The following is a 26,405-nucleotide window of genomic DNA, read 5'->3' as shown; positions in this document are numbered from 1 at the left end:
TCTATAGATGGGGTATGGGCCAGTCAAGCCTGATTTCGACGGCGCCACCCCCGACCACGAGGCGGACTACACGGCGGGCGCAGCCCGGAGGAATGACCCCGGGCACCGGGTATGCAGGTTAGAGGGTAAAGGCGTCTCGCGGGCCGCCCCCGGCCAGCACCTCGCGCAGCAAGCCCAGTGCCTGCGCCAGCTCGTCGATGCTGGCGGGCGCGCTCGCAGCCAGGCGAATGGCCGGTGGCGCCGGGCAACCCGGCGTGGCAAACAGCTCGGCGGATTTTACATCCAGCCCGCGGGCCCTGGCCTGCATCAGGCATTCGCTCAACGGCAGCTCATCGGGCAACTCCAGCCAGCCGTGGAAACCCTGGGGGTGGAACCTGAGCCGATATCCCGATAAACACGCCGCGGCACACTCCCAGCGCACCTCCATTTCTGACTGTACCGCCTGCAGCAGGCGGTCGGCGGCTCCCTGCTCAATTAGCAGGGTTGCCAGGGCGGTGAGCAGCGGGCTGATCATCCAGCTGTGATTCTGAATGCCGGCCACCAAGGCGTCGCGGTACTCCGCCGGCGCCTGCAGGTAACCCAGGCGCAAACCCGGGGCAAGCGCCTTGCCGAGCCCGCCCACGTGGATCACCGCGCCCGGGTCCCGATTGACCAGCGGAGCCGGCCGCTGCCGCGGCAGAAGACCGTGTACGTCATCCTCAAGCACGACCACATTGTGCTCCCGACATACGCCAATAATCGCGTCCCGTCGCGCATCGCCGAGTGTGGCGGTGGTCGGGTTCTGAATGGTGGGCGTAACATACAGCAGTCGCGGACGGTGCTGACGGCAGGCGGCGTCGACCGCTTCCGGCAGCAGGCCCTCGCTGTCCATTTCCACCGGGCGGACATGCAGGTGTTGCTGACGGGCCAGGCTGAGCAAACCCGGGTAGGTCAGGCGCTCGCAGAGCACATTATCCCCCGGCCGGCACAGCGTCTGCAGGGCCAGCTGCACCCCGTGCTGGGCGCCGGAGGTGAACAGCAGGCGCTCCGGGTCCAGTGACACCCCGAGACGCCCCAGCCACTGCGCCAGGCACTGGCGGTGCTCGGCAATCCCCTGCGGCGACTGATACAGCATTAACTGGTTGAGCGTAGCGCCGTGATCCGCGAGCTGCCGCAGGGCCCGCTGCAGCACCCCGGCCCGGTCAATGGCGGGTGGAATGTTGTAACCCAGAGTGCGTGTCTGCTTGTCGTGCTGTTCGAAGCTCCAGCCCGGCCCCTGTGCGCGCCGCACAAAGGTGCCTGCCCCGACGCGGGCCTCCACCAGACCGCGCCGCTCCGCCTCGGCGTAAGCCCGGGTGACCGTGCCAATCGTCACGCCGACCGCATCGGCCAGGGCCCGGTGAGTGGGCAGGCGATCTCCCGGCGCCAACTCACCCCGCCCGATGCGCTGGGCCAGAATGTCCGCCAGTTGGCGGTAGAGGGGAACCCCTTCATTATTCAAGCTGATATCCGCAAATGTCATGGTGACAATAAAGCTTTTGCGCCCCTCCAAATTCCCTGATAGCGTCATTCTTCCGCAACAGATAGACACAATTCAAGAACTATCTTTTTTTGTATCGATACAATATGGAAATACCCGCCGTGGACACCAACCTGCAACTGCTGATCTCTATCGCTGTATTCGCCGCCGCCATGACCGGCACGCCAGGCCCCAACAACATTATGCTGACCGCGTCCGGCGCCAATTTCGGCTTTACCCGCACCCTGCCCCACCTGCTCGGCGTATCGCTGGGTGTTGCCAGCCTGATCGGCACGGTCGCCGGCGGACTGGGTGTACTGTTCGAGACCTTCCCGGCGCTGCAACAGGGTCTGCGCCTGCTCGCCAGCGGCTACCTGCTCTATCTGGCCTGGCGCATCGGTACGGCACCGCCCCCGGCACGGCGCTCGCTGCAGCCCGGCGAGACCACAGCTCGCCCCATGCGCTTTCACGAGGCCCTGCTGTTCCAGTACGTCAATCCCAAGGCCTGGGCCATGGCCATTACCGCGGTGGGGTCCTTCACCGCCGCGGGCGAGGGCTACTGGGGGTCGGCCGGACTGATTGTGGCCATCTTCATGCTCGTAGGCTTCCCCCTGACGTCTGGCTGGGCGGCCTTCGGCGTACTGCTAGGGCAAATACTGTCGTCGCCCAACAGCTGGCGCTGGTTCAACCGCTGCATGGGCGTGCTCACGGCGACCTGCCTGGCCTTTATCTGGTAAGGATCGGGCGCGGGCAGGGGTGCCGCACCCCGCCTTCGGGGCAAGCGCCCCGCCGCGCCGCCCCCTGAGGAGGTGGATTTTGGCCTTTTTCCACACTCGACCCCTGCAGGCCGCAAAAACGGTGGAAATACACAGTGTGCCCACTCCCAACCGGGTGCGTTTTCCTGTACCCTTGCGCCCTGTTTTTTTTGACCAAATTTTAGTCACTGGAAGGTGTCATGTCTGACCTGTCTCTGTATCGCAATATCGGTATCTTCGCCCACGTAGACGCCGGTAAAACCACCACCACCGAGCGTATCCTCAAGCTCACCGGCAAAATCCACAAGCTGGGCGAGGTACACGAGGGTGAATCCACCACCGACTTCATGGAGCAGGAAGCCGAGCGCGGCATCACCATTCAGTCCGCTGCCGTGACCTGTGCCTGGAAGGGCCACCGACTGAACGTCATCGACACCCCCGGGCACGTTGACTTCACCGTTGAGGTTTACCGCTCCCTGAAAGTTCTGGACGGCGGTATCGGCGTATTCTGTGGTTCCGGCGGCGTTGAGCCCCAGTCCGAAACCAACTGGCGCTATGCCAACGAATCCGAAGTGGCCCGTATCATCTTCGTCAACAAGCTGGATCGCATCGGCGCGGATTTCCTCAAGGTCGTTGAGCAGGTGAAGAAGGTGCTCGGCGCCAAACCGCTGGTGATGACCCTGCCGATCGGCCGCGAAGACGAGTTCAAGGGCGTTGTCGACCTGCTGGAAAACAAAGCCTACGTCTGGGACGAGTCCGGCCAGCCGGAAAACTACAACATCGAAGACGTGCCCGCCGACATGGTGGACGATGTAGCCGAATACCGCGAGTACCTGATCGAAACCGCCCTGGAAATGGACGACGACCTGCTGATGGCGTACATGGATGGCGAAGAGCCCACCATCGACGACATCAAGCGCTGCATCCGCAAGGGGACCCGCGACCTCGAGTTCTTCCCCACCTTCTGTGGTTCTGCGTTCAAGAACAAGGGTATGCAACTGGTGCTGGATGCCGTTGTCGACTACCTGCCGGCCCCGAACGAAGTTGACCCGCAACCGCTGACCGATGAAGAAGGCAACGAGACTGGCGAGTTCGCTACTGTCAGCGCCGACGAGCCCCTGCGCGCGCTGGCGTTCAAGATCATGGACGACCGTTTCGGCGCCCTGACCTTTGTGCGTCTCTACTCCGGCCGCCTGAACAAGGGCGACACCATCCTCAACAGCTTCACCGGCAAGACCGAACGGGTGGGCCGCATGGTGGAGATGCAGGCTGACGAGCGCACCGAACTGAGCTCTGCCCAGGCCGGCGACATCATCGCCATCGTCGGTATGAAGAACGTGCAGACCGGCCACACCCTGTGTGACCCGGATCACCCCTGTACCCTGGAAGCGATGGTCTTCCCGGAGCCGGTAATCTCCATCGCCGTGGCGCCGAAAGACAAGGGCAGCGTCGAGAAGATGGGCATCGCCATCGGTAAACTGGTGGCCGAGGATCCCTCCTTCCGCGTCGAGACCGACGAAGATTCCGGCGAAACCATCCTCAAGGGCATGGGCGAACTGCACCTGGACATCAAGGTCGACATCCTCAAGCGCACCTACGGTGTGGAGCTGAATGTCGGCAAGCCCCAGGTTGCCTACCGCGAGACCATCACCCAGGCGATCGAAGACAGCTACACCCACAAGAAGCAGTCCGGCGGTTCCGGCCAGTTCGGCAAGATCGACTACCGCATCCGTCCCGGCGAGCCGGGTTCCGGCTTTGCGTTCACCTCCAGCGTTGTCGGCGGTAACGTACCGAAGGAATTCTTCCCGGCCATCGAGAAAGGCTTCAAGGTCATGATGGCGCAGGGGCCGATCGCCGGTTTCCCGGTGCTGGACGTTGAAGTCGAGCTCTACGACGGCGGCTTCCACGCCGTGGACTCCTCGGCCATCGCCTTCGAACTGGCCGCCAAGGGCGCCTTCCGCCAGTCCATGCCCAAGGCTTCCCCGCAGCTGATCGAACCGATCATGAAGGTGGACGTGTTCACCCCGGAAGATCACGTGGGCGATGTCATCGGCGACCTGAACCGTCGTCGCGGCATGATCAAGGACCAGGAGCCCGGCCCGACCGGCGTTCGCATCAAGGCCGACGTTCCGCTGTCCGAAATGTTTGGCTACATCGGTCACCTGCGCACCATGACCTCCGGCCGTGGCCAGTTCTCCATGGAGTTCTCACACTATCTGCCCTGCCCGCAGAACGTGGCCGAGCAGGTCATTGCCGAAGTGGCTGAGCGCAAGAAAAAAGCCGGCTAAAGCCGCATCCTGAAGGGCGGCGGTGCCGCCCACCCACAAAAAAGCCGGCTAGATGCCGGCTTTTTTGTGCCTGTGTTACAGGCTTCGCTGCAGCTGCCTGCGGGGCGAACTATGCCGCCCCGCTGACGGTCACAATGTCACGCGGCCCTTTTCAGGGAAGGCAGGGCACGGGGCGCAGCAGCGGCATCGCGCTGCATAATTTCAGCATCCTGTTGCTCTGCTACAACCTGCTGTCCTAGACGGAAGCTCGACAGCAGCGCCATCAGGTTGTGCGCCTGCTGCCGCATCTGCTCCGCGGCAGTAGCCGTGCCCTCCACCATGCTCGCGTTGTGCTGGGTCATCACATCCAGTTCGGCCACTGCGGTGTTCACCTGGCCGATACCCTTGCTCTGCTCTTCGGCGCCGGTGCTGATCTCCTGGATGACCGCCGTTACCTTTTCGATGCTCTGAACGATCTCTTCCATGGTCCGGCCGGCGCTCACTACCTGTTCGGCTCCGGAGCGGGTGATGCCAACCGAGGCCTCAACCAGATCGCGAATTTCGTGGGAAGCGTCGCTGCAGCGGCCCGCCAGCGTGCGCACTTCCTGGGCGACCACGGCAAAGCCGCGGCCGTGCTCGCCGGCACGCGCCGCCTCGACCGAGGCATTGAGGGCCAGGATGTTGGTCTGGAAGGCGACGCCGTCAATCAGGGTCACGATGTCGCGGATTTTTGCCGAGGACTCATTGATCTTGTCCATGGTCTGCTCCACTTCGCGCATTCCTGTACTGCCGCGACGAGCAATGCCGACGGCGTTATTGATCAGGCCGTTGGCCTGCTGGGTGGCATCGGCCGTGTGGCGCACAGTGATGGTGATCTCTTCCATCGAAGCCGAGGTTTCATGCAGGTTGGCCGAGGACTCCTCGGTGCGGGAGGCCAGTTCCTCCGCACCGCGGGAAATATCGAGGGAGGCGCCACTGACCCGCTCGGCGCTCTCGCGTACCGACAGCAGCGTGCTGTCCATGCGGCTGATGAATGCGTTGAACTGACTGGCGAGTTCGCCAATCTCGTCCCCGCGCCGACTCTCGATGCGCGCGGTCAGGTCGCCGTCTCCCTCGGTGATTTCGCGAATCCGGTTGCTGACCTGACGAATGGCCCGGGACATCATGTGCGGCCCGATCAGCGCAACCAACACTGCGGCAATGCCGACAACCAGGGCGAATCCACCCACCCACAGTTGCTGCGAACGCACTCGTGCCTGCGTGGCGAGCCCCAACTCGTCCACCTTGCGATCCACTGCCTCGCCGGCCTGGTTATACATTTCCCGCAGCGCATCAAAACTGGCCAGCGAGCCGCTGCCAAAATGCTCCACGGCGGCGTCCGACTCACCCGCATCCGCCAGCTCCAGCGACTGCCCCGCCTGCTGCAACCACTCGGTGTAGCGCTCCTCGAAGCCCTCAAGCGCCAGCAGTACATCGGGGTAATCAGCCAGAATGGCGGCGAATTTCTCGATCCGCTCCTGTGCCTGGACAGCGTTCTCCTCAAAATCCAGCCGCAGCGCTTCGCGCTGCGCCGAACCGGCTTCGCTATGGACATAGGCAGATTCCGCCATTCGCGCCTGGTACAGGTCGCGATCGGCGTTGAGCACTTCAGAGGTAGCCACATTGAATACGTCGCTGAAGGACACCATGCGATCGCGCACCGAATTGACCAGCAACATATCCACGACAGCAACAAAGATGAGTGACAGGGAAACCGCTACAAATGCGGCGCCATATTTGATATTGATACGATTTAACTTGAGTGACACTGGCAATTCTCCTGACCGGCGGCAACGCCCGGCGACTTCATTCTGATGAGGCAGCACCAGACAAGCTGCCGCTACAGGGCTAATATCGGTGCCAGGCGCATTATCTTTAGCCGCGAGCCCGACTCCGCGTTAAAGCCGCGCCACCCGTGGACGATATTGTCAGTACCAATCAGCCCTTATCGGGAAACAATTCATCCAGCGAGTACGCTATTCATGTTTTATCATCCATTACCTGCGAAGCGATCCGCCCGTCGCACCCTGCTCTGCGGTCTCCTCTGTACCGCGTCATTCGCCAGCGCCGCCCCTTCCGAGAGCAACCTGCAGCTGCCCTCCTGGCTGTCGCTATCGGGCACGCTGCAGACCCGCGTGGAATACCTGAACCAGGATTTCGACAGCGGCCAACGCGAAGATCATGCCCTCGTGGAGCGCACCACGCTGCGGGCAGACCTCAATTTCGAACACAGCGGCGCCACCCTGGAGCTCGCCGACAGCCGCATTTTCTGGGTGGAAGATGACACCCCCGTCAACAGTGCCATGGTCAATCCGCTGGACATCCTGCAGGGCTACGTCTGGGTAGGTGATGATCAGTGGCAGGTAAAGCTGGGGCGATTCACCCAGGATCTTGGCAGCCGGCGTTTCATGGCTCGCAACCGCTACCGCAATACCATCAACGCCTTCGACGGCGTTAATGCGCGTTGGCAACTCGGCGAACAGGATACGGTGCGTGCCTTTTACAGCCTACCCGTGGAGCGCCGCTTTGACGGCGACCCGCGCGACAACAAAATGAAAAGCGACCGCTCACACGAGAATCAGCAGTTCGGCGGACTGATGTATGAAACCAGCCGCCTGCCCTTTGACAGCCAGGGCGAAATCTACCTGCTGACACTCAAGGAGCGCGACAGCGCCGACCTGCAAACGCGCAATCGCGAGCTTTACAGCGTTGGCGTGCGCCTGCTGCGCAATCCGCAAACCAGCCATTGGGACTATGAGTTTGAAGCACTGCAGCAGGAGGGGCGTTCGCGCCTGAGCAGCTCGGCCACCAACACGGATTCACTGGATCACTCAGCCAGCTTCCTGCACGCCGAACTGGGCTACAGCTTTGATGCCCCCTGGCAGCCGCGGCTGCAGGCACACTACGACTACGCCAGCGGCGACCGCGACCCCGACGACAACGAGAACAATGGCCTGGACTCGCTCTACGGCATACCGCGCAGCGATTTCGGACCCACCGGGATTTACGGATTGCTGGCGCGCAACAACATCAGCTCCCCGGCCGTGCGCCTGGAACTGAAACCCGCCGGGGACTGGCGCCTGTTCATGGAGTTGCGCGACGCCTGGCTGGCCACGGCCGCCGCACCCAGCCCCAGAACCGGCCTGGCCGAAGCCATCCCTGGCGGCGACAAGCACCTGGGCAGCCAGCTGGAAACGGTATTGCGCTGGCAGGTCATTCCCAGTCGACTGCAACTGGAAAGCGGCCTGACCTACTTCAATGCCAGCGATGCACTCAAGGATCGCGGTATCGACGACAAGTACTATCTCTACCTTCAGGCCAATCTCAGCTTCTAGATCACCATTCCCTGCTCAGGGAGAGCACGCCGCCCTCCTCGCTCATGGTGACGTGCCGGAGGTAAGTCATGCCCAGCAGAATATCACTGGGAAAGCTGCCTTCGGCCACCACGGCCTGCACATTGTCGACCCGGATGCCGCCGACATCCACGCTGTAGAGCTGGACCGCCCAGGCCCTGGTGATGCCGCTGGCGGTTTCCATCCGGGTCGGCTGGCCGCTGGCAAAATCCACTCCCAGGCTGCGGGCGTGGGCGCTGTTCATGGCGACCACGTTGGCACCGGTATCGACGATCACCTGCATGCTGCGGCCGTTGAGGTGGGCGGTGGTGCGGTACTGCAGCCGAGCATCCCGGGGGATGCTCACCACACGGGAGGTGGGCGCCTGGTAACTGCCGGTAATGTGCTGGTGCATGCGCACGGTCTGCCGCTGGCCGTTCACTTCCACCACTGCGGCGCTGGCATCTGCACTGATCAGCGTGACCCCGCCGTGGCTCTGGCCGGCACGCAGCGTTTTGCGGGTGCCGTCGATGGTAATGACCGCCGTGTTCGGCATTAGCGCTTCAACCACCAGGGTAACCGCCTGGGCAGGCGCCGCCAGCAGGCACCAGGTCAACACAAAGGCCAGAGTACGGGTCATCGCGGGAACCGTTGTCGGAAATGTTGCCCCAGTATAGGGGCTGACGATCACTTTGGCTGGCTTCTGGCCACGTTTGATGCTTGAAGTGTGGGTCGGCATCAGGCGACCAGCTGTACCACACCCTGCAGGCAGGCCCAGGCGATCAATCCGGCCACCACGTCATCCAGCATGATACCCAGCCCGCCGTGCACCCGCCGGTCCAGCCAGCCAATCGGCCAGGGCTTGAGAATGTCGAAAATCCGGAACAGTACGAAGCCCGTCGCCACCCACAGCCAACCGGCCGGGGCCGCGCACATGGTAATCCAGTACCCGACAAATTCGTCCCACACAATGCCCGGGTGATCGTGTACTCCCAGCTCGCGACTGGTGCGGCCACAAAGATAGACGCCGAGTGCAAAAGTGAGGACCAGGAAAGCGGAGTAGGCGACCAGGCCCAGTTGCGCGGCGAGCAGGTAGAGTGGCACCGCAGCCAGGGTGCCGAAGGTGCCCGGCGCCCGGGGCGCCAGGCCGGAGCCGAGACCGAAAGCGAGGAAGTGAACAGGGGATGTAAGGTTTGGCCGCGTCACGGGAAATGCCGGTATCCCGCCTGCACCAGATCGAGGCCGCAATCGACTCCCTCACCCGCGGTCACTTCGCCGATACGGGTGCACAGGGGCGGCACCGGCGCCGCAGCGGGCAGGGTGAAGCACAACTCGTAGTCGTCGCCGCCGGTCAGCGCCCACTGCAGTGCCTGTTCGCGATCGGGGTGGGATTTCAGGGCCGACGACAGGGGAATCTGCTGCGGATCAATCTGCAGCCGCACACCGCTGGCGGCGGCAATATGGCCGGCGTCCGCCAGCAGGCCATCGGAGATATCGATCGCCGCGCTGGCTCCGTCCCGCAGCAGGCGCCCCAGCCCGAGACGGGCCGACGGGCGATAGTAGCGCTGCTCCAGGTAATCCGCGGACTCGCCGCTGCCGGTCCACAGACCTTCCAGCACCAGCAGCGCCGCCGCGGCATCCCCGAGCGTGCCGCTCACACAGAGCTGATCCCCCACCTGGGCACCGCTGCGCAGCAGGGCCCTGCCCTCGGGCACCGAGCCCAGCACCTGCACGGTAATCGCCAGTGGCCCGCGGGTCATATCGCCCCCCACCAGCGGCAGGTCAAAAGCGGATACGGCTGCCGCCACCCCTTCGCTGAAGGCCTTCAACCACAGCTCATCGGCCTCGGGCAGGGTCAGGGCGAGGGTCATTCCGAGCTGCTGGGCGCCAACGGCGGCCAGGTCCGAGGCCGCCACGGCCACGGCGCGAAAACCGATGTCCTCGGGAAAGGCATCGGCGGGGAAGTGGACCCCGGCAACCAGAGTATCCATCGACGTGGCGAGATCCTCGCCGGCGGGCACCCGCAGCAGCGCGCAATCATCGCCTACGCCAAGCCGTACCCCCGGACCGCGGCCCAGGGAGGCGAAGTAGCGATAGATGAGTTCAAATTCCGAGGCGGCCATGATGACTCAGTGCGAACTGCGGCGCGCCAGTGCGATCAGGCGCCGGCGGACTGATCGGCGGCCACTTCCACCCGCCGCAGTTCACGGGCCAGCTTGTCCAGCACCCCATTGATGTACTTGTGGCTGTCGGTGGCACCGAATTTTTTCGCCAGCGAGACGGCCTCGTTGATCGCCACCTTGTAGGGCACGTCGATACGGTGGGCCAGTTCCCAGGTCCCCATGCGCAGCAGAGTGCGCTCGATAGGGTCGAGCTCTTCCAGTTTGCGGTCAAGCAGCGGTGTGAAGGCCTCTTCCAGTTCGTCGACGCGCGCCGGAACCTCGTGCAGCAGCGCGTTGAAATAGTCGCTGTCGACATGATCGAAATCGTAATCGGCGCGGAACTCCGCCTCGATCTGATTCAGCGGCGCCTCGGCCATGTACCACTGGTACAGGGCCTGCATGCCGTAGTGGCGGGCCTTGCGACGCTGCGCCGCCAGGGTATTGCCCGGGGTTTTGCTCACAGTCATTTCAGTCCAGTTGGCCCATCAGGCTGACCATTTCCAGCGCTGACAGTGCCGCCTCAGCGCCCTTGTTACCGGCCTTGGTGCCGGAGCGTTCCACCGCCTGCTCGATGGAGTCCACCGTCAGTACACCGAAAGCCACCGGTACGCCGTGCTCCATGCTGACCTGGGCCAGGCCCTTGGTGCACTCGCCGGCCACGTATTCGAAGTGGGGCGTACCGCCGCGAATCACCGCGCCGAGGGCAATGATGGCGTCATACTTGCCGCTTTTGGCCACTTTCTGGCAGACCAGCGGGATCTCGAAGGCCCCCGGGGCACGCACGATGGTGAGTTGCTTTTCATTCACGCCGTGACGGCGCAGCGTGTCCACCGCGCCTTCCAGCAGGTGTTCCACCACGAAGCTGTTCCAGCGGCCGACCACCAGGGCATAGTTGCCTTTGCTGTGGGTGAAGTCACCTTCCAGGGTTTTGATATTGTGCATGTCGAGTAATCCGTATTCGTCTGAGCTGTGAATTCTACTAAGGCTCGATAAAGTCCAACACCTCCAGGTCGAACCCGGAGATGGCATTGTACTTGATGGGAGCACCCAGCAGATGAATCTTGCCGACGCCGAGGTCCTTCAGTATCTGGGAACCCAGCCCCACCGTAGTGTAGGTATCCTGGCCGCTGTGGCTCGGTGCCGGCTCGGCGCCGAGCGCCATATCAATGCTGGCCAGCATCTGCTCGCTGCCCTCGGCCCGGGCCAGCAACACGATCACACCGCGCTCCGCGCGGGCGACGTAGTCCAGGCACTTGCCCAGACTCCAGGACCCGCCCCCGGGCAATTCGGTGGTTACCAGGTCGCGCAGGGTACTGGTGACGTGCACTCGCACCGGCGTCGGCTGGTCGGCGCGGATCTCGCCGCGGGACAGGGCAATATGGACTTCGCCCATGGTCTGGTCGCGATAGGCGGTCAGCCGGAACTCGCCGTGGGCGGTCTGGATCGCGCCCTCGCGCACCCGGCGGATAGTGCGCTCGTTGGCCAGCCGGAAATGAATCAGGTCCGCCACCGTGCCGATTTTGAGCTGGTGCCGGGCGGCAAACTCCACCAGCGCGGGCCCGTCCGCCAGTTCACCGGCCGGAGTCAGGATATCGGCGATGACCGCGGCCGGCATCAAACCCGCCAGGCGCGCGTAGTCCGAGGCTGCCTCGGTGTGGCCGGCGCGGGTCAGCACGCCGCCGGGCATCGCCGTGAGGGGGAAGATATGCCCCGGCTGGACAATATCCGCGGGCACCGCGTGAGGCGCCACTGCCGCCTGCACCGTGCGGGCGCGGTCTGCGGCGGAAATACCGGTATCGATGCCCACCGCAGCCTCGATGGAAAGGGTGAAATTGGACTTTTCGCCACGCGCTTCGCTCACCATCGGCGGCAGGTCGAGCTGGCGGCAGCGATCTTCAGTAAGGGTGAGGCAGACCAGACCGCGGGCCTGGCGGGCCATGAAATTCACATGACTGGCATCGCAGTGCTCCGCCGCCACCATCACCACGCCTTCATTGTGGCTCTCGGCGTCGTCGTCCAGCAACACCACCATCCGCCCCTGGCGGATGTCGCTGATCAGTTCGTCTACGGAATTGACGTGCATAGAAAATCCTTGTCGCTTACTGGCGGCGCAGAAAGCCGTTCTCGGCCAAAGTTGCCATGGTCAGGCCGCCGGCCTGCGGATCGGCGGCCGCCTCCCCCAGCACCAGCCGTTCCAGGTAGCGGGCTATCAGGTCCACTTCCAGGTTGACCCGGCTGCCGGGAGCGTAATTGCCGAAAATGGTCTCGGCCATGGTCTGGGGAATAATATTCAGGTCGAACTCGGCACCGCGCACCGCGTTCACCGTGAGGCTGGTGCCATCCACCGTGATACTGCCCTTGTGGGCGATGTATTTGGCCAGCGCATCCGGGGCGCGCAGCACAAAGCGGATGGAGCGGCCATCTTCAGCACGGCTCACCACCTCGCCGACGCCATCCACATGGCCCGACACAATATGCCCACCGAGCCGGCTGGCCGGGGTCAGGGCCTTTTCCAGATTGACCCTGGAACCCACCTGCAGCGCACCGAGGGTGGTGAAATCCAGCGTTTCGCGACTGACATCGGCCCAGTAGCCATCGCCGGGCAGCTCGGTCACCGTCAGGCACACACCGTTGGTGGCGATACTGTCGCCCAGTGCCACATCGTGCAGCGGCAAGCCGGCGCTGCGTACCCGCAAACGCAGGTCGCCACCACTGGGCTGTAGCGCGGCGATCTCGCCGACGGCCTGGATGATACCTGTGAACATGTTGGAATCCTGTTGTCTGCCGGCAGCGTTACTCAGGCGCCAGCGTAAAACGCCAGTCGCTTCCCACCTGCCGCACATCCACCACCTTAAGCGCCACTTTCTGCGCCATGCTGTCGAGCGGCAGATGCAGCAGGGGGTTGGCACTGCTGCCCATCAGAACCGGGGCCATATAGACGATCAGTTCGTCCAGCAGGCCGGCCTGCAGCATGGCCCCGGCCAAACGGGGGCCAGATTCTACCAGAATTTCATTGCATTGCCGCGTTGCCAGCAGGGACATTAATGCCGACAGATCCATTCCCGTCGCCGCCACGGGCAGCTCGGCCCTATCCACTGGCAGCAGGTGGGACTCCACCCCGGCGCCCGCGGTATGGCAAAGCAGGGTCGGCGCGTCGGCGGACAGAATATTGGCCCCGGCGGGCGTTTGCAGCGCGCTGTCCAGCACCACGCGCAAGGGCTGCCGCTGCCCCGCTTCCTGCGCGAGAGACGATGCGTCGAGTTGCTCGCGGCGCACCGTGAGGGAACAGTTGTCCGCCAGCACGGTACCCACCCCGGTAACGATGGCGCAGCTCGCCGCACGCAGGCGCTGCACATCCTGCCGCGCCGCGGGGCCGGTAATCCACTGGCTCTCTCCAGAGGCCATGGCGGTGCGACCGTCCAGGCTCATCGCCAGCTTGGCCCTGACCCGGCCACGACCGCGGCGCATACGGGCGATAAACCCGGGTATCACCTCCTCCGCTTCGCTCTGCAGCAGGCCGCAGTCCACCGCGATGCCGGCCTCACGTAACTTGCTCAGGCCGCCGCCGGCGACCCGGGGATTGGGGTCTTCCATCGCCGCCACCACCCGCACTACCCCGGCGGCAATCAGGGCCTCGGCGCAGGGGCCGGTCTTGCCGTGGTGGGAGCAGGGTTCCAGCGTGACATAAGCGGTGGCGCCACGGGCGTCGCCGGCCATGGCCAGCGCCTCCACTTCGGCGTGATGGCCGCCCGCCGGTTGCGTCGTACCCTCGCCAATCACCGCGCCCTCGCGCACCAGCACGCAGCCCACATGGGGATTGGGAGCGGCGCGAAAGCGGCCGCGGCGGGCGAGCTGCAGGGCGCGCGCCATCATCCGGGTATCGAGGGGAGAAAACATGCTCAGGCGCTGCTGGCGCTATCGCTTTCCAGCCGTTCAATGGCATCGCGAAACTCGGCGATATCCTGGAAGCTGCGATACACCGAGGCAAAGCGCACATACGCCACCTGGTCGAGTTGCTTCAGGGAGTCCATCACCAGTTCGCCCAGCACCCGCGAGCCGACTTCGCGTTCGCCGGTCGCGCGCAGATCGTGCTTGATCTGGTTGATCGCGGCCTCGATATCCTCGAGTGATACCGGGCGCTTTTCCAGGGCGCGCTGGAAGCCCGCCCGCAGTTTGTTCTCGTCGAAGGGTTCGCGGTCACCGTTCTGCTTGATCACCCGCGGCATCACCAGTTCAGCCACCTCGTAGGTGGTGAAACGCTCCTTGCAGCTCAGGCACTCGCGACGACGGCGCACCTGATCGCCCTCGGCAACCAGGCGGGAGTCGATGACCTTCGTGTCGTCGGCGGCGCAGAATGGGCAGTGCATGGCCCTTCCCCTGAGTTAAGTGGCTGAAGACTAACACATTTTAGTCAGTTCCAGATCTGTGCGGCGCGGCCCTGTGAAATATGACCATTCACCCGCGGGCGCGCCTCCCGGCGGCGGCTTTGTTATCCTGCGTCCAAAGACACAAGGAGCCATCATGCCGACCTTCACCCGACGCGTTTTACTCGGCGCCGTCTGCGCCCTGTCCATCGCCGCACCCCTGGTCGCGGCCCAACCCACCACCAAGCCGGTGCTCCACGGTAAGCACTGGGTGGCCATCACCGGCAAACCGCTGGGCGCCACTGCCGGCGCCATGATGTTCGCCAAAGGCGGCAACGCCGTGGACGCCGCCTGCGCCATGCTCGGTGCCACCGCCACCATGTGGGACGTACTGAGCTGGGGCGGCGAAACCCAGGCCCTGATCTACAACCCCCATACCGGAGAGGTCAAAGGCATCAACGCCCTGGGGGTCGCACCCACCGGCGCCACGCCGGAATTTTTCCGCGACCAGGGCATGGTCTACCCACCGGAGTACGGCCCGCTGGCGGCAGTCACACCCGGCACCCCCGGCGGCCTGATGGTCATGCTGGCAGAGTTCGGCACCCTGAGCCTGGCGGAGGTGCTCGCTCCCTCCATGGAAATGGCCCGTGGCTACCCCATCGAAGCACAACAGGCAGACAATATGGAGCGCCGCAGGGACGTCATCCTGCAGTGGCCCGACTCCACCCGCGTGTTCCTGCCCCACCTCGACGACGACAGCCAGCAGCGCGCGGCCCCCTACCCCGGCGAAATCTTCAAACAGCCCGACCTGCTGGCCACCCTGCAAAAGCTGGTTGATGCCGAAGCCGCAGCGCTGGCCGCCGGCAAGAGCCGCAAAGAGGCGATTTACGCCGCCTACGAACGCTTCTATAAAGGCGACATCGCCGCGGAAATTGTGCGCGCCACCCGCGAGCACGGCGGCCTGTTCACCCGCGAGGACCTGGCCAATTGGCAGGTGCACATCGAGGAACCGGTCACCACCAACTACCGTGGCATCGATGTCTACAAGCTCACCACCTGGGTGCAGGGGCCGGCCATGCTGCAGGCGCTGAACATCCTCGAAGGCTACGACCTCAAGAGCATGGGCTACAACAGCAGTCGCTACATCCACACCCTCTACCAGGCCATGAACCTGGCCTTTGCCGACCGCGACTTCTACTACGGCGACCCCTACTTCCCGCCGGAAGAGCCGGTCGCGGGCCTGCTGTCGAAGCAATACGCCGCCGCGCGGCGCAAGGAAATCGACCCCGCGCGCAACAACCCCGACGCCCGCCCCGGCGACCCCTATGCCTTCCAGCGCGGCAGCAACCCGTTCAAGGACCTGCTGCAACAGTGGACACCCATCCCTCCCTCCAGCGACGCCGAGGGCGCCGAGGGTTTCCAGCAGGCCGGACTGATGTCGCACGACGAGGGCTTCCTCGCCGGCACCACCTCCATCCAGGCGGCGGACGCCGAAGGCTGGGTGGTCTCGGTAACGCCCTCGGGGGGCTGGGTGCCCGCCTTCATCGCCGGCAATACCGGCATCGGCCTGTCACAGCGCATGCAGAGCTTCGTGCTGGACGAGCGCATCAATCCCTACAACGTAGTCGCACCCGGCAAGCGACCGCGGGCCACCCTCACCCCTAGCCTGGCATTGAAAGACGGCAAGCCGCTGATGGCCTTCTCGGTGCAGGGCGGCGACACCCAGGACCAGAACCTGCTGCAGTTCTTTCTCAACATGGTCGAATTCGACATGAACGTGCAGCAGGCCGCCGAGGCCCACAACATCACCAGCTACCAGATGCAGAGTTCCTTCGGCGCCCACCAGAGCCAGCCGGGGCGACTGGAAGTAACCCCCCAGGTAACGCCCTACACGCGCGCCGCACTGGAGAAAATGGGTTATACCGTGGAGACGGTCGAGCGCACCTACAGCCCGATCACCGCTATCTGGTTTGATGCCGAACACGGCACGATGTGGGGTGGCGCGTCGGATTACGGCGAGGACTACGGGATCGCCTGGTAACGCGGGCATTCGTCCATTCGTCGCTCCGCTGTGCAGGACCACCGGCTTACCCGGTACAGCGGGGCGGACTCCTGCCCTCCAGCGACATACAGGCATAAAAAAGGGGCGAGGATTTCTCCTCGCCCCTTTCGGGTAGAACACAACGCGGTTTAGTCGTCGGCCTGCAGGGCCTCGGTCAGTGCCGCTTCGATTTCCTGGGCGGAAACGCTCATCTCCACTTCGCCGTCACGCTTGCGCTTGCGCTCTTCGTGATAGGCAAGGCCGGTACCGGCCGGGATAAGGCGACCCACAACCACGTTCTCCTTCAGGCCACGCAGGTAGTCGCGCTTGCCGGTCACCGCCGCTTCGGTCAGTACGCGGGTAGTCTCCTGGAAGGAGGCCGCGGAGATAAAGCTCTCGGTTGCCAGCGAGGCCTTGGTAATACCCAGCAACTCGCGCTCGGCAGTCGCCGGCACCAGACCCTCGGCCATCAGACGCTCGTTCTCCTCGAGGAAGGTGGTGAATTCCACCTGCTCGCCCTTGATCAGGCTGGAGTCACCGCTGGAAGCAATGATCACCTTGCGCAGCATCTGGCGAACGATCACTTCGATGTGCTTGTCGTTGATCTTCACACCCTGCAGGCGGTAAACCTCCTGGATCTCGTTGACGATGTAGTTGGCCAGCGGCTCGATGCCTTTCAGGCGCAGGATATCGTGGGGGCTCATCGGGCCTTCCGACACGATTTCACCCTTCTCGACCTGCTCACCCTCGAACACCGAGAGGTTGCGCCACTTGGGAATCAGGGCCTCGTAGTGGCTGGACCCGTCCGCCAGCGGCTTGCCGTCGTTCGGTGTAATGACCAGTCGACGCTTGCCCTTGGTTTCCTTGCCGAAGCTCACGGTACCGGTGATTTCCGCCAGGATGGCGGGCTCTTTCGGTTTACGCGCTTCGAACAGGTCGGCAACACGCGGCAGACCACCGGTGATGTCACGGGTCTTGGAACCTTCCTGCGGGATACGGGCCAGAACTTCACCCACTTCCACGCGGGCACCGTCTTCCAGGTTGACCAGCGCGTGGGCCGGCAGGAAGTAGTGCGCGGGCACATTGGTGTTGGGCAGGCACATTTCCTTGCCGTTCTCGTCCACCAGGGTCACTGCGGGGCGCACATCCTTGCCGGCCACCGGACGCTCGCCCACTTCCATCACTTCGATGGAGGACAGGCCGGTCAGTTCGTCGGTCTGGCGACGGATGGTCACACCCTCGTCCATGGCGGAGAACTTGGCGATACCCGCCAGCTCGGTCACGATGGGGTGAGTGTGGGGGTCCCAGTTGGCGACGATGTCACCGGCGGAGACTTCCGCGTGGTCGCGAACCCGGATCACGGCGCCGTAGGGCAGCTTGTAGCGCTCGCGCTCGCGGCCCACCTTGTCCAGTACCGACAGTTCGCCGGAACGGGAAACGGTGATCAGGGAGCCATCGGTACGGTCCACCACCTTCACGTTGTGCAGGCGCACAGTACCGTCGTTCATTACCTGGATGTTGTCCTGGGCAGTCGCCCGGGACGCCGCACCACCGATGTGGAAGGTCCGCATGGTCAGCTGGGTACCCGGTTCACCGATGGACTGGGCTGCCACTACGCCGATGGACTCGCCCATGTTGACCTTGTGGCCACGGGCCAGGTCGCGGCCGTAACAGGTGGAGCAGATGCCGTGGCGGGTCTCACAGGTAATCGGCGAGCGCACTTCGATCTCGTCGATACCCATCTCTTCCAGCCGGGTCACCCACAGCTCGTCCAGCATGGTGCCGGCGGTGATGGCGATCTCGTCGTTGCTACCGGGCTTCAGCACGTCGCGGGCGACAATACGACCCAGCACGCGATCACCGAGAGACTCGATGATATCGCCGCCGTCGATGACCGGTGCCATCAGCAGGCCGGCGTCGGTGCCACAGTCGTCCTCAGTCACCACCAGATCCTGGGCCACGTCGACCAGACGACGGGTCAGGTAACCGGAGTTCGCGGTTTTCAGTGCGGTATCCGCCAGACCCTTACGAGCACCGTGGGTGGAGATGAAGTACTGCAGTACGTTCAGACCTTCACGGAAGTTCGCCACAATCGGCGTCTCGATGATGGAGCCATCGGGCTTGGCCATCAGGCCGCGCATACCGGCCAGCTGGCGGATCTGCGCGGGTGAACCCCGGGCGCCCGAGTCGGCGTAGATGTATACCGAGTTGAAGGATGCCTGCTCCTCTTCCTCGCCATCGCGGTTGATCACGGTCTCTTTGGAAAGGCCTTCCATCATCGCCTTGGACACCAGGTCGTTGGCGCGGGACCAGATATCGATCACCTTGTTGTACTTCTCGCCGTGGGTCACCAGACCGGAGGCGAACTGGTCTTCGATTTCCTTCACTTCGGCTTCAGCGTGATCGATGATCTCTGCCTTGGCCGCGGGGATTTCAAAGTCGTTCACACCGATGGAGGAACCGGAGCGGGTGGAGTACTCGTAACCGGTGTACATCAGCTGGTCGGCGAAGATAACGGTCGCCTTCAGGCCCACCACGCGGTAGCACTGGTTGATGATGCGGGAGATGGCTTTCTTCGCCATGTCCTGGTTGACCATGTCGTAACCGATACCGCGGGGCACGATTTCCCACAGCAGGGCGCGGCCCACGGTGGTGTCGGCGAGGAAGGTGCGCTCCTGCATGTCGCCTTCTTCGGTGACCACCGCCTCGGAGATGCGCACTTTCACGCGCGCCTGCAGGTGTACGTGGCCGGCCTTGTAGGCGCGGTGCACTTCAGACACGTTGTAGAAAGCCATGCCCTCGCCCTTGGCGTTGATGCGCTCGCGGGTCATGTAGTACAGACCCAGCACCACGTCCTGGGACGGCACGATGATCGGCTCACCGTTGGCTGGCGAGAGGATGTTGTTGGTGGACATCATCAGGGCGCGCGCTTCCAGCTGTGCTTCCAGGGTCAGCGGTACGTGTACCGCCATCTGGTCGCCGTCGAAGTCCGCGTTGTAGGCGGCACACACCAGCGGGTGCAGCTGGATCGCCTTGCCTTCAATCAGTACCGGCTCAAAGGCCTGGATACCGAGACGGTGCAGGGTCGGGGCGCGGTTCAGCAGTACCGGGTGCTCGCGAATAACCTCGGCGAGGATGTCCCACACTTCCGGCGGCTCGCGCTCGACCATTTTCTTGGCGGCCTTGATCGTGGTCGCCAGGCCACGCGCTTCCAGTTTGCCGAAGATGAAGGGCTTGAACAGCTCCAGGGCCATCTTCTTGGGCAGACCACACTGGTGCAGGCGCAGGGTCGGACCCACCACGATCACGGAACGACCGGAGTAGTCGACCCGCTTGCCCAGCAGGTTCTGGCGGAAGCGACCCTGCTTGCCCTTGATCATGTCGGCCAGGGATTTCAGTGGGCGCTTGTTGGAGCCGGTGATGGCGCGACCGCGACGGCCGTTGTCCAGCAGCGCATCCACGGACTCCTGCAGCATGCGCTTTTCGTTGCGCACGATGATGTCCGGGGCGTTCAGGTCCAACAGACGCTTGAGGCGGTTGTTACGGTTGATTACGCGGCGGTACAGATCGTTCAGATCGGAGGTCGCGAAACGGCCGCCGTCCAGCGGTACCAGCGGACGCAGGTCCGGCGGCAGTACCGGCAGGGCGTTCATCACCATCCACTCGGGCTTGTTGCCGGAGCTGGCGAAGGCCTCCATCAGTTTCAGGCGCTTGGACAGCTTCTTGATCTTGGTCTCTGAATTGGTAGCCGGGATCTCCTCGCGCAGGCGGGCGATCTCCTGCGGCAGGTCGAGCTGGCTCATCAGGTCCTGCACGGCCTCGGCACCCATCTTGGCGGTGAACTCGTCGCCAAACTCTTCCATGGACTCGTAGTACTGCTCGTCGGAGAGCAGCTGGCCGAGTTCCAGGGTGGTCATGCCCGGGTCGGTGACCACGTAGCTTTCAAAGTACAGCACGCGCTCGATGTCGCGCAGGGTCATATCCAGCAGCAGGCCGATGCGGGAGGGCAGCGACTTCAGGAACCAGATGTGGGCGACCGGGGAAGCCAGCTCAATGTGGCCCATGCGCTCGCGGCGCACCTTGGCCAGCGCCACTTCCACGCCGCACTTTTCACAGATCACACCGCGGTGCTTGAGGCGCTTGTACTTGCCGCACAGGCACTCGTAGTCTTTTACCGGGCCAAAAATCTTGGCACAGAACAGGCCGTCCCGCTCCGGCTTGAAGGTACGGTAGTTAATGGTTTCCGGCTTTTTCACTTCACCGAATGACCAGGAGCGAATCATCTCCGGGGACGCCAGGCCAATACGGATGGCATCGAATTCGTCTGACTGTCCCTGGGACTTCAGCAGATTAAGTAAGTCTTTCAAGGTCTTTCCTCCGCGAGGTTTTCCTTCGGGCGAATGGCTGGGCCACCCTGCCGTTAAGTCCAAATTTGTTGGTTTCTGTCGCGTCGTCCCCGCGCGGGCAGTGGTGCGCCGTAGCGGGGTCCATTGTCAAAATGGGCCCCGCAGTGGCGGACCACCGCCTTCGCAGGGGCGACGTCACTGCTCGATCACTCGTGCTCCAGCTCGATATCAATACCGAGTGAGCGGATTTCCTTAACCAACACATTGAAGGACTCGGGCATGCCCGGCTCCATACGATGGTCACCATCGACAATGTTCTTGTACATCTTGGTCCGGCCGGCCACGTCGTCCGATTTCACCGTCAGCATTTCCTGCAGGGTGTAGGCGGCGCCGTAGGCTTCCAGGGCCCACACTTCCATCTCACCGAAGCGCTGGCCACCGAACTGGGCCTTACCACCCAGCGGCTGCTGGGTAACGAGGCTGTAGGAACCGGTGGAACGGGCGTGCATCTTGTCGTCCACCAGGTGGTTCAGCTTCAGCATGTACATGTAGCCCACGGTCACCGGGCGATCGAAGGCTTCGCCAGTACGACCGTCGTGCAGGGTGAACTGGCCCGACTCCGGCAGGTCGGCCAGGGCCAGCAGCTCCTTGATGGACTCTTCCGCGGCACCGTCGAATACCGGCGTTGCCATCGGCACACCGCCGCGCAGGTTGTTGGCCAGTTCCAGCACCTCGGTATCGGACAGTGACTTCAGGTCCTCCACCCGGCCGGCGCCGTTGTTGTAAATGGCCTCGAGGAACTTGCGCACCTCGGCTACCTTGCGCTGCTCGGCAATCATCTGGTCGATCTTCACGCCCAGGCCCTTGGCCGCCATGCCCAGGTGGGTTTCCAGAATCTGGCCCACGTTCATCCGCGAGGGTACACCCAGCGGGTTGAGCACGATGTCCACCGGCTCGCCGTTCTCGTCGTAGGGCATGTCCTCCACCGGCATGATCACGGAGATCACACCCTTGTTACCGTGACGGCCCGCCATCTTGTCGCCCGGCTGGATGCGACGCTTGATGGCCAGGTAGACCTTGACGATTTTCAGCACACCCGGGGCGAGATCGTCGCCGGACTGCAGCTTGCGTTTCTTGTCTTCGAAGCGCTCTTCCAGCAGTTTGTTCTGCTCGTCCAGCTGGCGCTTGGCCGAGGCCAGGGCCTCGTTCAGGTCAGTGTCCGACAGCTTCAGCTTGAACCACTGGTCGCGATCCAGTTCCGACAACACTTTCTCGGTGAGGCTGGTGCCCTTGGTCAGGCCGGCGCCAGAGACCGTCTTCTGCCCCTTGATCAGGTTGGCGAGGCGCGCAAAGGTCGCCTCCTCGAAGATGCGGTACTCTTCTTTCAGGTCCTTGCGGAACTGGTCCAGCTGGTGTTTCTCGATCTGCTGGGCGCGGGCGTCCTTTTCCAGACCGTCGCGGGTAAAGACCTGCACGTCGATCACCGTGCCCTTGGTGCTGGAGGGCACGCGCAGGGAGGTGTCTTTCACGTCGGAGGCTTTCTCGCCGAAGATGGCGCGCAGCAGCTTCTCTTCCGGGGTCAGCTGGGTTTCGCCTTTCGGCGTCACCTTGCCTACCAGGATATCGCCGGCGTCCACTTCCGCACCGATGTAAACGATGCCGGACTCATCCAGCTTGGCCAACGCACTCTCGCCCACGTTGGGAATGTCGGCGGAAATTTCCTCCGGCCCCAGCTTGGTGTCGCGAGCGATACAGGTCAGCTCCTGGATGTGAATGGTGGTAAAGCGATCTTCCTTCACCACTTTCTCGGACACCAGGATGGAGTCCTCGAAGTTGTAGCCATTCCAGGGCATGAAAGCGATGCGCATGTTCTGGCCCAGGGCCAGTTCACCCATGTCAATGGAGGGGCCGTCGGCGAGGATGTCACCGCGATCCACCACATCGCCCTGCTTGACGATCGGGCGCTGGTTGATACAGGTGTTCTGGTTGGAGCGGGTGTACTTGGTCAGGTTGTAGATATCAACCGGCGCCTCGTCCTTGCCCACGTCCTGGTCGTTGACGCGCACCACAATGCGGCTGGCGTCTACGGAATCGATCACACCGGGGCGACGGGCCACGGCGCAGACACCGGAGTCTGCCGCCACGTAGCGCTCCATACCGGTACCCACCAGCGGCTTGTCGCTGCGCAGGGTCGGCACAGCCTGACGCTGCATGTTCGAACCCATCAGGGCGCGGTTGGCGTCATCGTGCTCGAGGAAGGGGATCAGCGCCGCGGCCACGGATACCACCTGCTTCGGTGACACGTCCATGTAGGCCACTTCCACCGCCGGCTTGACGGTGAACTCGTTCATGTAGCGCACGTTGATCAGCTCGTCGACGAAGCGGCCCTTGTCATCCAGGGTCGCAGAGGCCTGGGCGATGACGAAACCGGCTTCGTTGATGGCCGACAGGTACTCGATATCGTCGGTCACCTGGCCGTCCACCACCTTGCGGTAGGGCGACTCCAGGAAGCCGTAGTCGTTGGTGCGGGCGTAGGTCGCCAGCGAGTTGATCAGGCCGATGTTCGGACCTTCAGGGGTCTCGATCGGACATACGCGACCGTAGTGGGTCGGGTGTACGTCGCGCACCTCGAAGCCCGCGCGCTCACGGGTCAGACCACCCGGGCCGAGCGCGGATACACGGCGCTTGTGCGTCACTTCCGACAGCGGGTTGTTCTGGTCCATGAACTGGGACAGCTGGCTGGAACCGAAGAACTCCTTCACCGCCGCCGAAACCGGCTTGGCGTTGATCAGGTCCTGCGGCATCAGGCCTTCGCTCTCGGCCATGGACAGACGCTCTTTCACAGCGCGTTCAACGCGCACCAGGCCCACGCGGAACTGGTTTTCGGCCATCTCGCCCACGGAGCGTACACGGCGGTTACCGAGGTGGTCGATGTCGTCCACCATGCCGCGACCGTTGCGGATGTCGACCAGGGTTTTCAGTACCGCGACGATGTCCTCGCGATCCAGCACACCGGAGCCGGTGATTTCCTCGCGACCCAGGCGGCGGTTGAACTTCATGCGGCCGACATTGGACAGGTCGTAGCGGTCGGAGGAGAAGAACAGGTTCTGGAACAGGTTCTCGGCAGACTCCTTGGTCGGCGGCTCGCCGGGGCGCATCATGCGGTAGATTTCCACCAGCGCTTCCAGCTCGTTGCGGGTGCTGTCCAGACGCAGGGTGTCGGAGATAAAGGGACCGCAGTCCAGCTCGTTGGTGTAGAGCGTCTCGACGCTGTCGACACCGGCTTCGCGCAGTTTGGCGAGGATCTCCGCGTTCAGTTCCGAGTTGCACTCCACCAGCACTTCGCCGGTTTTCTCGTCCACCAGGTTCTTGGCCAGGGCGCGGCCGTAGAGGTATTCCCCCGGCACTTCCAGCTCGGTGACCTCGGCCTTTTCCAGCTCGCGAATGTGGCGGGCAGTAATCCGGCGCCCCTGCTCAACCACGACCTTCTTGCCGACCTTGATATCGAAGGCCGCAACGTCGCCGCGCAGACGCTCAGGGATCAGCGCCATGGTGAAGTTGCCATCCTTGTCGACGCTGAAGGTATTCACGTCGTAGAACATGTCGAGGATTTCTTCGGACTGGTAGCCCAGCGCGCGCAGCAGAATGGTCGCCGGCAGTTTGCGGCGACGGTCGATGCGCACGAAGACCATGTCCTTGGGGTCGAACTCGAAGTCCAGCCAGGAGCCACGGTAGGGAATCACCCGTGCGGAGTACAGCAGCTTGCCGGACGAGTGGGTCTTGCCCTTGTCGTGATCGAAGAACACACCCGGGGAACGGTGCAGCTGGGACACGATTACGCGCTCGGTACCGTTGATGACGAAGGTACCGTTCTCGGTCATCAGGGGGATTTCCCCCATGTAGACTTCCTGCTCCTTGATGTCCTTGATGGTCTTGTTGGAGGACTCTTTGTCGTAGATGATCAGGCGGACTTTGACGCGCAGGGCGCAGGAATAGGTGACACCGCGCAGCTGGCACTCATTGACGTCAAAGACGGGCGTACCCAGGGCGTAATCCACGTATTCCAGCGCTGCGTTGCCGCTATAGCTGACGATCGGGAACACGGATTTGAAGGCGGCGTGCAGACCGTAGTCGCCGCGCTGATCCAGGGGCGTGCCCTGCTGGGTGAACTTCCGGTAGGAATCCAGTTGGATCGCAAGCAGGTAGGGAACATCCATCACCTTCGACAGCATGCCGAAGTCCTTGCGAATACGTTTTTTCTCAGTGTACGAGTAAGCCATCAGTACTCCCCAGCGTGATTAGCCATCCGCCACATCGGGCGGGTCAACAGCCCCGTTGCGGGCTGCAGTCAGGTCGCGCAGCGCAGCTGCCAACCCAGAATCTGAATACGGTTTTAAGGGGTCAGAGCCCTTTTAAATAAGGGCTCTGACCCCTTAAAACCGAAGCGGGAAAAGGCCGGCGGGCAAAACGCCCACCAGCCTTGTCCTTGTTTGGCAGTTGCCAAACCAATGTCGAGCTTACTTGAGCTCGACGGTGCCGCCGGCTTCTTCCAGCTGCTTCTTGATGTCTTCGGCTTCTTCCTTGGAAGCACCTTCCTTGATCGGGGAAGGAGCGCCGTCGACCAGTGCCTTGGCTTCTTTCAGGCCCAGGCCGGTTACTGCGCGAACAACCTTGATGACGTTGACTTTCTTGTCGCCGGCAGAAGCCAGAACAACGTCGAACTCGGTTTGCTCTTCGGCAGCAGCGCCGGCGTCACCGCCAGCAGCAGCCGGAGCAGCAGCTACGGCAGCTGCCGCAGTTACACCGAACTTCTCTTCCATCGCCTCGATGAGCTCAACGATTTCCATTACGCTCATTTCAGCGATTGCATTCAAAATGTCGTCTTTAGACAGAGCCATGACTCATTTCTCCATTTAGCTGTGAATAAAAAAATTAGCTGAGTGAAATTCACTCGACAGCGATTTACGCCGCCTCTTTCTGATCGCGTACTGCTGCCAGCGTGCGAACCAATTTTCCAGGTACTTCGTTCATTGTCTGTACCAGCTTGGTTACCGGCGCCTTCATTACACTCATCAGCATAGAGAGTGCCTGATCACGCGTTGGCAACTTAGCCAGAACATCCAATTGTTCTGCACCCAGCATTTGGCCGCTCACCGCCAGTGCTTTCACCTCGAACTTGTCGTTCGTCTTGGCGAAATCCTTAAAGAGTCGAGCCGCTGCACCCGGATCCTCCATAGAGAAACCGAACAGGGACGGACCCACCAGTGCGTCGTTGACACACTCGTAGTCAGTACCTTCCAGAGCGCGCTTGGCCAGTGTGTTCCGCACTACACGGAGGGTCACTGCATTTTCGCGCGCGCTGGCACGCAGGGCTGTCATCCCGTCCACAGTCACGCCACGTGCATCGGCGATGACCAGGGACAGTGCACTGGTGGCAGTCTCGTTAACTTCAGCTACGATCGCTTTCTTGTCTTCGAGTCCAATTGCCACTGGTATTACTCCTGGATGACTAAGTTAAGTAGTGCCAAATCTATGACCCTACCGCTTTGCGTGGTGAACGTATCCACCATCTGCGTAGGTTTTGATCGCCACAGAGACAAA

General features: G+C 62.9%; 19 protein-coding genes. 4 read left to right on the top strand and 15 right to left on the bottom strand.

Annotated elements, in window-relative coordinates; all coding sequences use genetic code 11:
- Positions 1 to 118: 118 nt before the first annotated feature.
- Positions 119 to 1,480 (bottom strand): aminotransferase-like domain-containing protein, encoded by a 1,362-nt coding sequence (locus tag FVW59_RS01340; protein WP_222711392.1) that lies wholly within the window; start codon positions 1,478 to 1,480, stop codon positions 119 to 121.
- 125 nt (positions 1,481 to 1,605) lie between these two features.
- Between FVW59_RS01340 and FVW59_RS01335 the strand changes: the two genes are divergently transcribed.
- The gene (locus FVW59_RS01335; RefSeq protein ID WP_148062441.1) at positions 1,606 to 2,235 is read left to right on the top strand and encodes a LysE family translocator; all 630 of its coding nucleotides are present in this window, start codon (positions 1,606 to 1,608) and stop codon (positions 2,233 to 2,235) included.
- A 218-nt stretch (positions 2,236 to 2,453) separates the two neighbouring features.
- Positions 2,454 to 4,541 (top strand): elongation factor G, encoded by a 2,088-nt coding sequence (gene fusA, locus FVW59_RS01330; protein WP_148062440.1) that lies wholly within the window; start codon positions 2,454 to 2,456, stop codon positions 4,539 to 4,541.
- 137 nt (positions 4,542 to 4,678) lie between these two features.
- On the opposite strand, the gene FVW59_RS01325 is transcribed toward fusA, so the two are convergent.
- Positions 4,679 to 6,328, bottom strand: a complete 1,650-nt coding sequence (locus FVW59_RS01325; protein WP_148062439.1) for a methyl-accepting chemotaxis protein — start codon at positions 6,326 to 6,328, stop codon at positions 4,679 to 4,681.
- A 213-nt stretch (positions 6,329 to 6,541) separates the two neighbouring features.
- On the opposite strand from FVW59_RS01325, the gene FVW59_RS01320 reads away from it, so the two are divergent.
- Positions 6,542 to 7,894, top strand: coding sequence for an alginate export family protein (locus FVW59_RS01320; protein WP_187275703.1), 1,353 nt, complete (start codon positions 6,542 to 6,544; stop codon positions 7,892 to 7,894).
- A 1-nt stretch (position 7,895) separates the two neighbouring features.
- Here FVW59_RS01320 and FVW59_RS01315 read toward each other — a convergent pair whose 3' ends face one another.
- The 9 genes from FVW59_RS01315 to nrdR form a co-directional block, all read right to left on the bottom strand.
- On the bottom strand, positions 7,896 to 8,531 hold the full coding sequence (locus tag FVW59_RS01315) for a retropepsin-like aspartic protease family protein (RefSeq protein ID WP_187275702.1): 636 nt from the start codon (positions 8,529 to 8,531) through the stop codon (positions 7,896 to 7,898).
- Positions 8,532 to 8,629: 98 nt separating this feature from the next.
- A complete protein-coding gene (locus FVW59_RS01310) occupies positions 8,630 to 9,097 on the bottom strand; it encodes a phosphatidylglycerophosphatase A family protein (protein ID WP_246139593.1) in 468 nt (155 codons plus the stop codon).
- Positions 9,094 to 10,014 carry a thiamine-phosphate kinase gene (thiL, locus tag FVW59_RS01305; RefSeq protein WP_148062436.1) on the bottom strand — a complete coding sequence of 307 codons (921 nt, stop codon included), beginning with the start codon at positions 10,012 to 10,014 and terminating at the stop codon, positions 9,094 to 9,096. Before thiL ends, FVW59_RS01310 begins: the two co-directional genes overlap by 4 nt.
- Before the next feature lie 35 nt (positions 10,015 to 10,049).
- Positions 10,050 to 10,514 carry a transcription antitermination factor NusB gene (gene nusB, locus FVW59_RS01300; protein WP_281290164.1) on the bottom strand — a complete coding sequence of 155 codons (465 nt, stop codon included), beginning with the start codon at positions 10,512 to 10,514 and terminating at the stop codon, positions 10,050 to 10,052.
- A 7-nt stretch (positions 10,515 to 10,521) separates the two neighbouring features.
- Positions 10,522 to 10,995 (bottom strand): 6,7-dimethyl-8-ribityllumazine synthase, encoded by a 474-nt coding sequence (gene ribH / locus FVW59_RS01295; RefSeq protein ID WP_148062434.1) that lies wholly within the window; start codon positions 10,993 to 10,995, stop codon positions 10,522 to 10,524.
- A gap of 37 nt (positions 10,996 to 11,032) precedes the next feature.
- The gene (gene ribB, locus FVW59_RS01290) at positions 11,033 to 12,136 is read right to left on the bottom strand and encodes a 3,4-dihydroxy-2-butanone-4-phosphate synthase (protein ID WP_148062433.1); all 1,104 of its coding nucleotides are present in this window, start codon (positions 12,134 to 12,136) and stop codon (positions 11,033 to 11,035) included.
- Positions 12,137 to 12,152: 16 nt separating this feature from the next.
- Positions 12,153 to 12,818, bottom strand: coding sequence for a riboflavin synthase (locus FVW59_RS01285; RefSeq protein WP_148062432.1), 666 nt, complete (start codon positions 12,816 to 12,818; stop codon positions 12,153 to 12,155).
- A gap of 28 nt (positions 12,819 to 12,846) precedes the next feature.
- Positions 12,847 to 13,950 carry a bifunctional diaminohydroxyphosphoribosylaminopyrimidine deaminase/5-amino-6-(5-phosphoribosylamino)uracil reductase RibD gene (gene ribD / locus FVW59_RS01280; RefSeq protein ID WP_148062431.1) on the bottom strand — a complete coding sequence of 368 codons (1,104 nt, stop codon included), beginning with the start codon at positions 13,948 to 13,950 and terminating at the stop codon, positions 12,847 to 12,849.
- Positions 13,951 to 13,952: 2 nt separating this feature from the next.
- On the bottom strand, positions 13,953 to 14,420 hold the full coding sequence (gene nrdR / locus FVW59_RS01275; protein ID WP_148062430.1) for a transcriptional regulator NrdR: 468 nt from the start codon (positions 14,418 to 14,420) through the stop codon (positions 13,953 to 13,955).
- 154 nt (positions 14,421 to 14,574) lie between these two features.
- On the opposite strand from nrdR, the gene FVW59_RS01270 reads away from it, so the two are divergent.
- Positions 14,575 to 16,458 (top strand): gamma-glutamyltransferase family protein, encoded by a 1,884-nt coding sequence (locus FVW59_RS01270; RefSeq protein ID WP_148062429.1) that lies wholly within the window; start codon positions 14,575 to 14,577, stop codon positions 16,456 to 16,458.
- A gap of 149 nt (positions 16,459 to 16,607) precedes the next feature.
- Here the strand turns inward: FVW59_RS01270 and rpoC are convergent, their stop codons facing one another.
- The 4 genes from rpoC to rplJ all read right to left on the bottom strand — a co-directional run bounded on the left by rpoC (position 16,608) and on the right by rplJ (position 26,294).
- On the bottom strand, positions 16,608 to 20,825 hold the full coding sequence (rpoC, locus tag FVW59_RS01265) for a DNA-directed RNA polymerase subunit beta' (protein WP_148062428.1): 4,218 nt from the start codon (positions 20,823 to 20,825) through the stop codon (positions 16,608 to 16,610).
- A gap of 185 nt (positions 20,826 to 21,010) precedes the next feature.
- Positions 21,011 to 25,084, bottom strand: coding sequence for a DNA-directed RNA polymerase subunit beta (gene rpoB, locus FVW59_RS01260; protein ID WP_148062427.1), 4,074 nt, complete (start codon positions 25,082 to 25,084; stop codon positions 21,011 to 21,013).
- A 237-nt stretch (positions 25,085 to 25,321) separates the two neighbouring features.
- Positions 25,322 to 25,702, bottom strand: a complete 381-nt coding sequence (rplL, locus tag FVW59_RS01255; protein WP_148062426.1) for a 50S ribosomal protein L7/L12 — start codon at positions 25,700 to 25,702, stop codon at positions 25,322 to 25,324.
- Positions 25,703 to 25,766: 64 nt separating this feature from the next.
- On the bottom strand, positions 25,767 to 26,294 hold the full coding sequence (gene rplJ, locus FVW59_RS01250) for a 50S ribosomal protein L10 (protein WP_148062425.1): 528 nt from the start codon (positions 26,292 to 26,294) through the stop codon (positions 25,767 to 25,769).
- Positions 26,295 to 26,405 lie beyond the last annotated feature (111 nt).

Source organism: Parahaliea aestuarii, assembly GCF_008064635.1.
In the GTDB taxonomy this organism is placed as follows: domain Bacteria; phylum Pseudomonadota; class Gammaproteobacteria; order Pseudomonadales; family Halieaceae; genus Parahaliea; species Parahaliea aestuarii.
This window is presented reverse-complemented; position numbering and strand designations above follow the sequence as displayed.

Coding starts and splice junctions, on each gene's coding strand:
- FVW59_RS01335 (WP_148062441.1), top strand. CDS start 1,606: ATGGAAATACCCGCCGTGGACACCAACCTGCAACTGCTGATCTCTATC.
- fusA (WP_148062440.1), top strand. CDS start 2,454: ATGTCTGACCTGTCTCTGTATCGCAATATCGGTATCTTCGCCCACGTA.
- FVW59_RS01320 (WP_187275703.1), top strand. CDS start 6,542: ATGTTTTATCATCCATTACCTGCGAAGCGATCCGCCCGTCGCACCCTG.
- FVW59_RS01315 (WP_187275702.1), bottom strand. CDS start 8,531: ATGACCCGTACTCTGGCCTTTGTGTTGACCTGGTGCCTGCTGGCGGCG.
- thiL (WP_148062436.1), bottom strand. CDS start 10,014: ATGGCCGCCTCGGAATTTGAACTCATCTATCGCTACTTCGCCTCCCTG.
- ribH (WP_148062434.1), bottom strand. CDS start 10,995: ATGCACAATATCAAAACCCTGGAAGGTGACTTCACCCACAGCAAAGGC.
- ribB (WP_148062433.1), bottom strand. CDS start 12,136: ATGCACGTCAATTCCGTAGACGAACTGATCAGCGACATCCGCCAGGGG.
- FVW59_RS01285 (WP_148062432.1), bottom strand. CDS start 12,818: ATGTTCACAGGTATCATCCAGGCCGTCGGCGAGATCGCCGCGCTACAG.
- ribD (WP_148062431.1), bottom strand. CDS start 13,950: ATGTTTTCTCCCCTCGATACCCGGATGATGGCGCGCGCCCTGCAGCTC.
- nrdR (WP_148062430.1), bottom strand. CDS start 14,420: ATGCACTGCCCATTCTGCGCCGCCGACGACACGAAGGTCATCGACTCC.
- FVW59_RS01270 (WP_148062429.1), top strand. CDS start 14,575: ATGCCGACCTTCACCCGACGCGTTTTACTCGGCGCCGTCTGCGCCCTG.
- rpoB (WP_148062427.1), bottom strand. CDS start 25,084: ATGGCTTACTCGTACACTGAGAAAAAACGTATTCGCAAGGACTTCGGC.
- rplL (WP_148062426.1), bottom strand. CDS start 25,702: ATGGCTCTGTCTAAAGACGACATTTTGAATGCAATCGCTGAAATGAGC.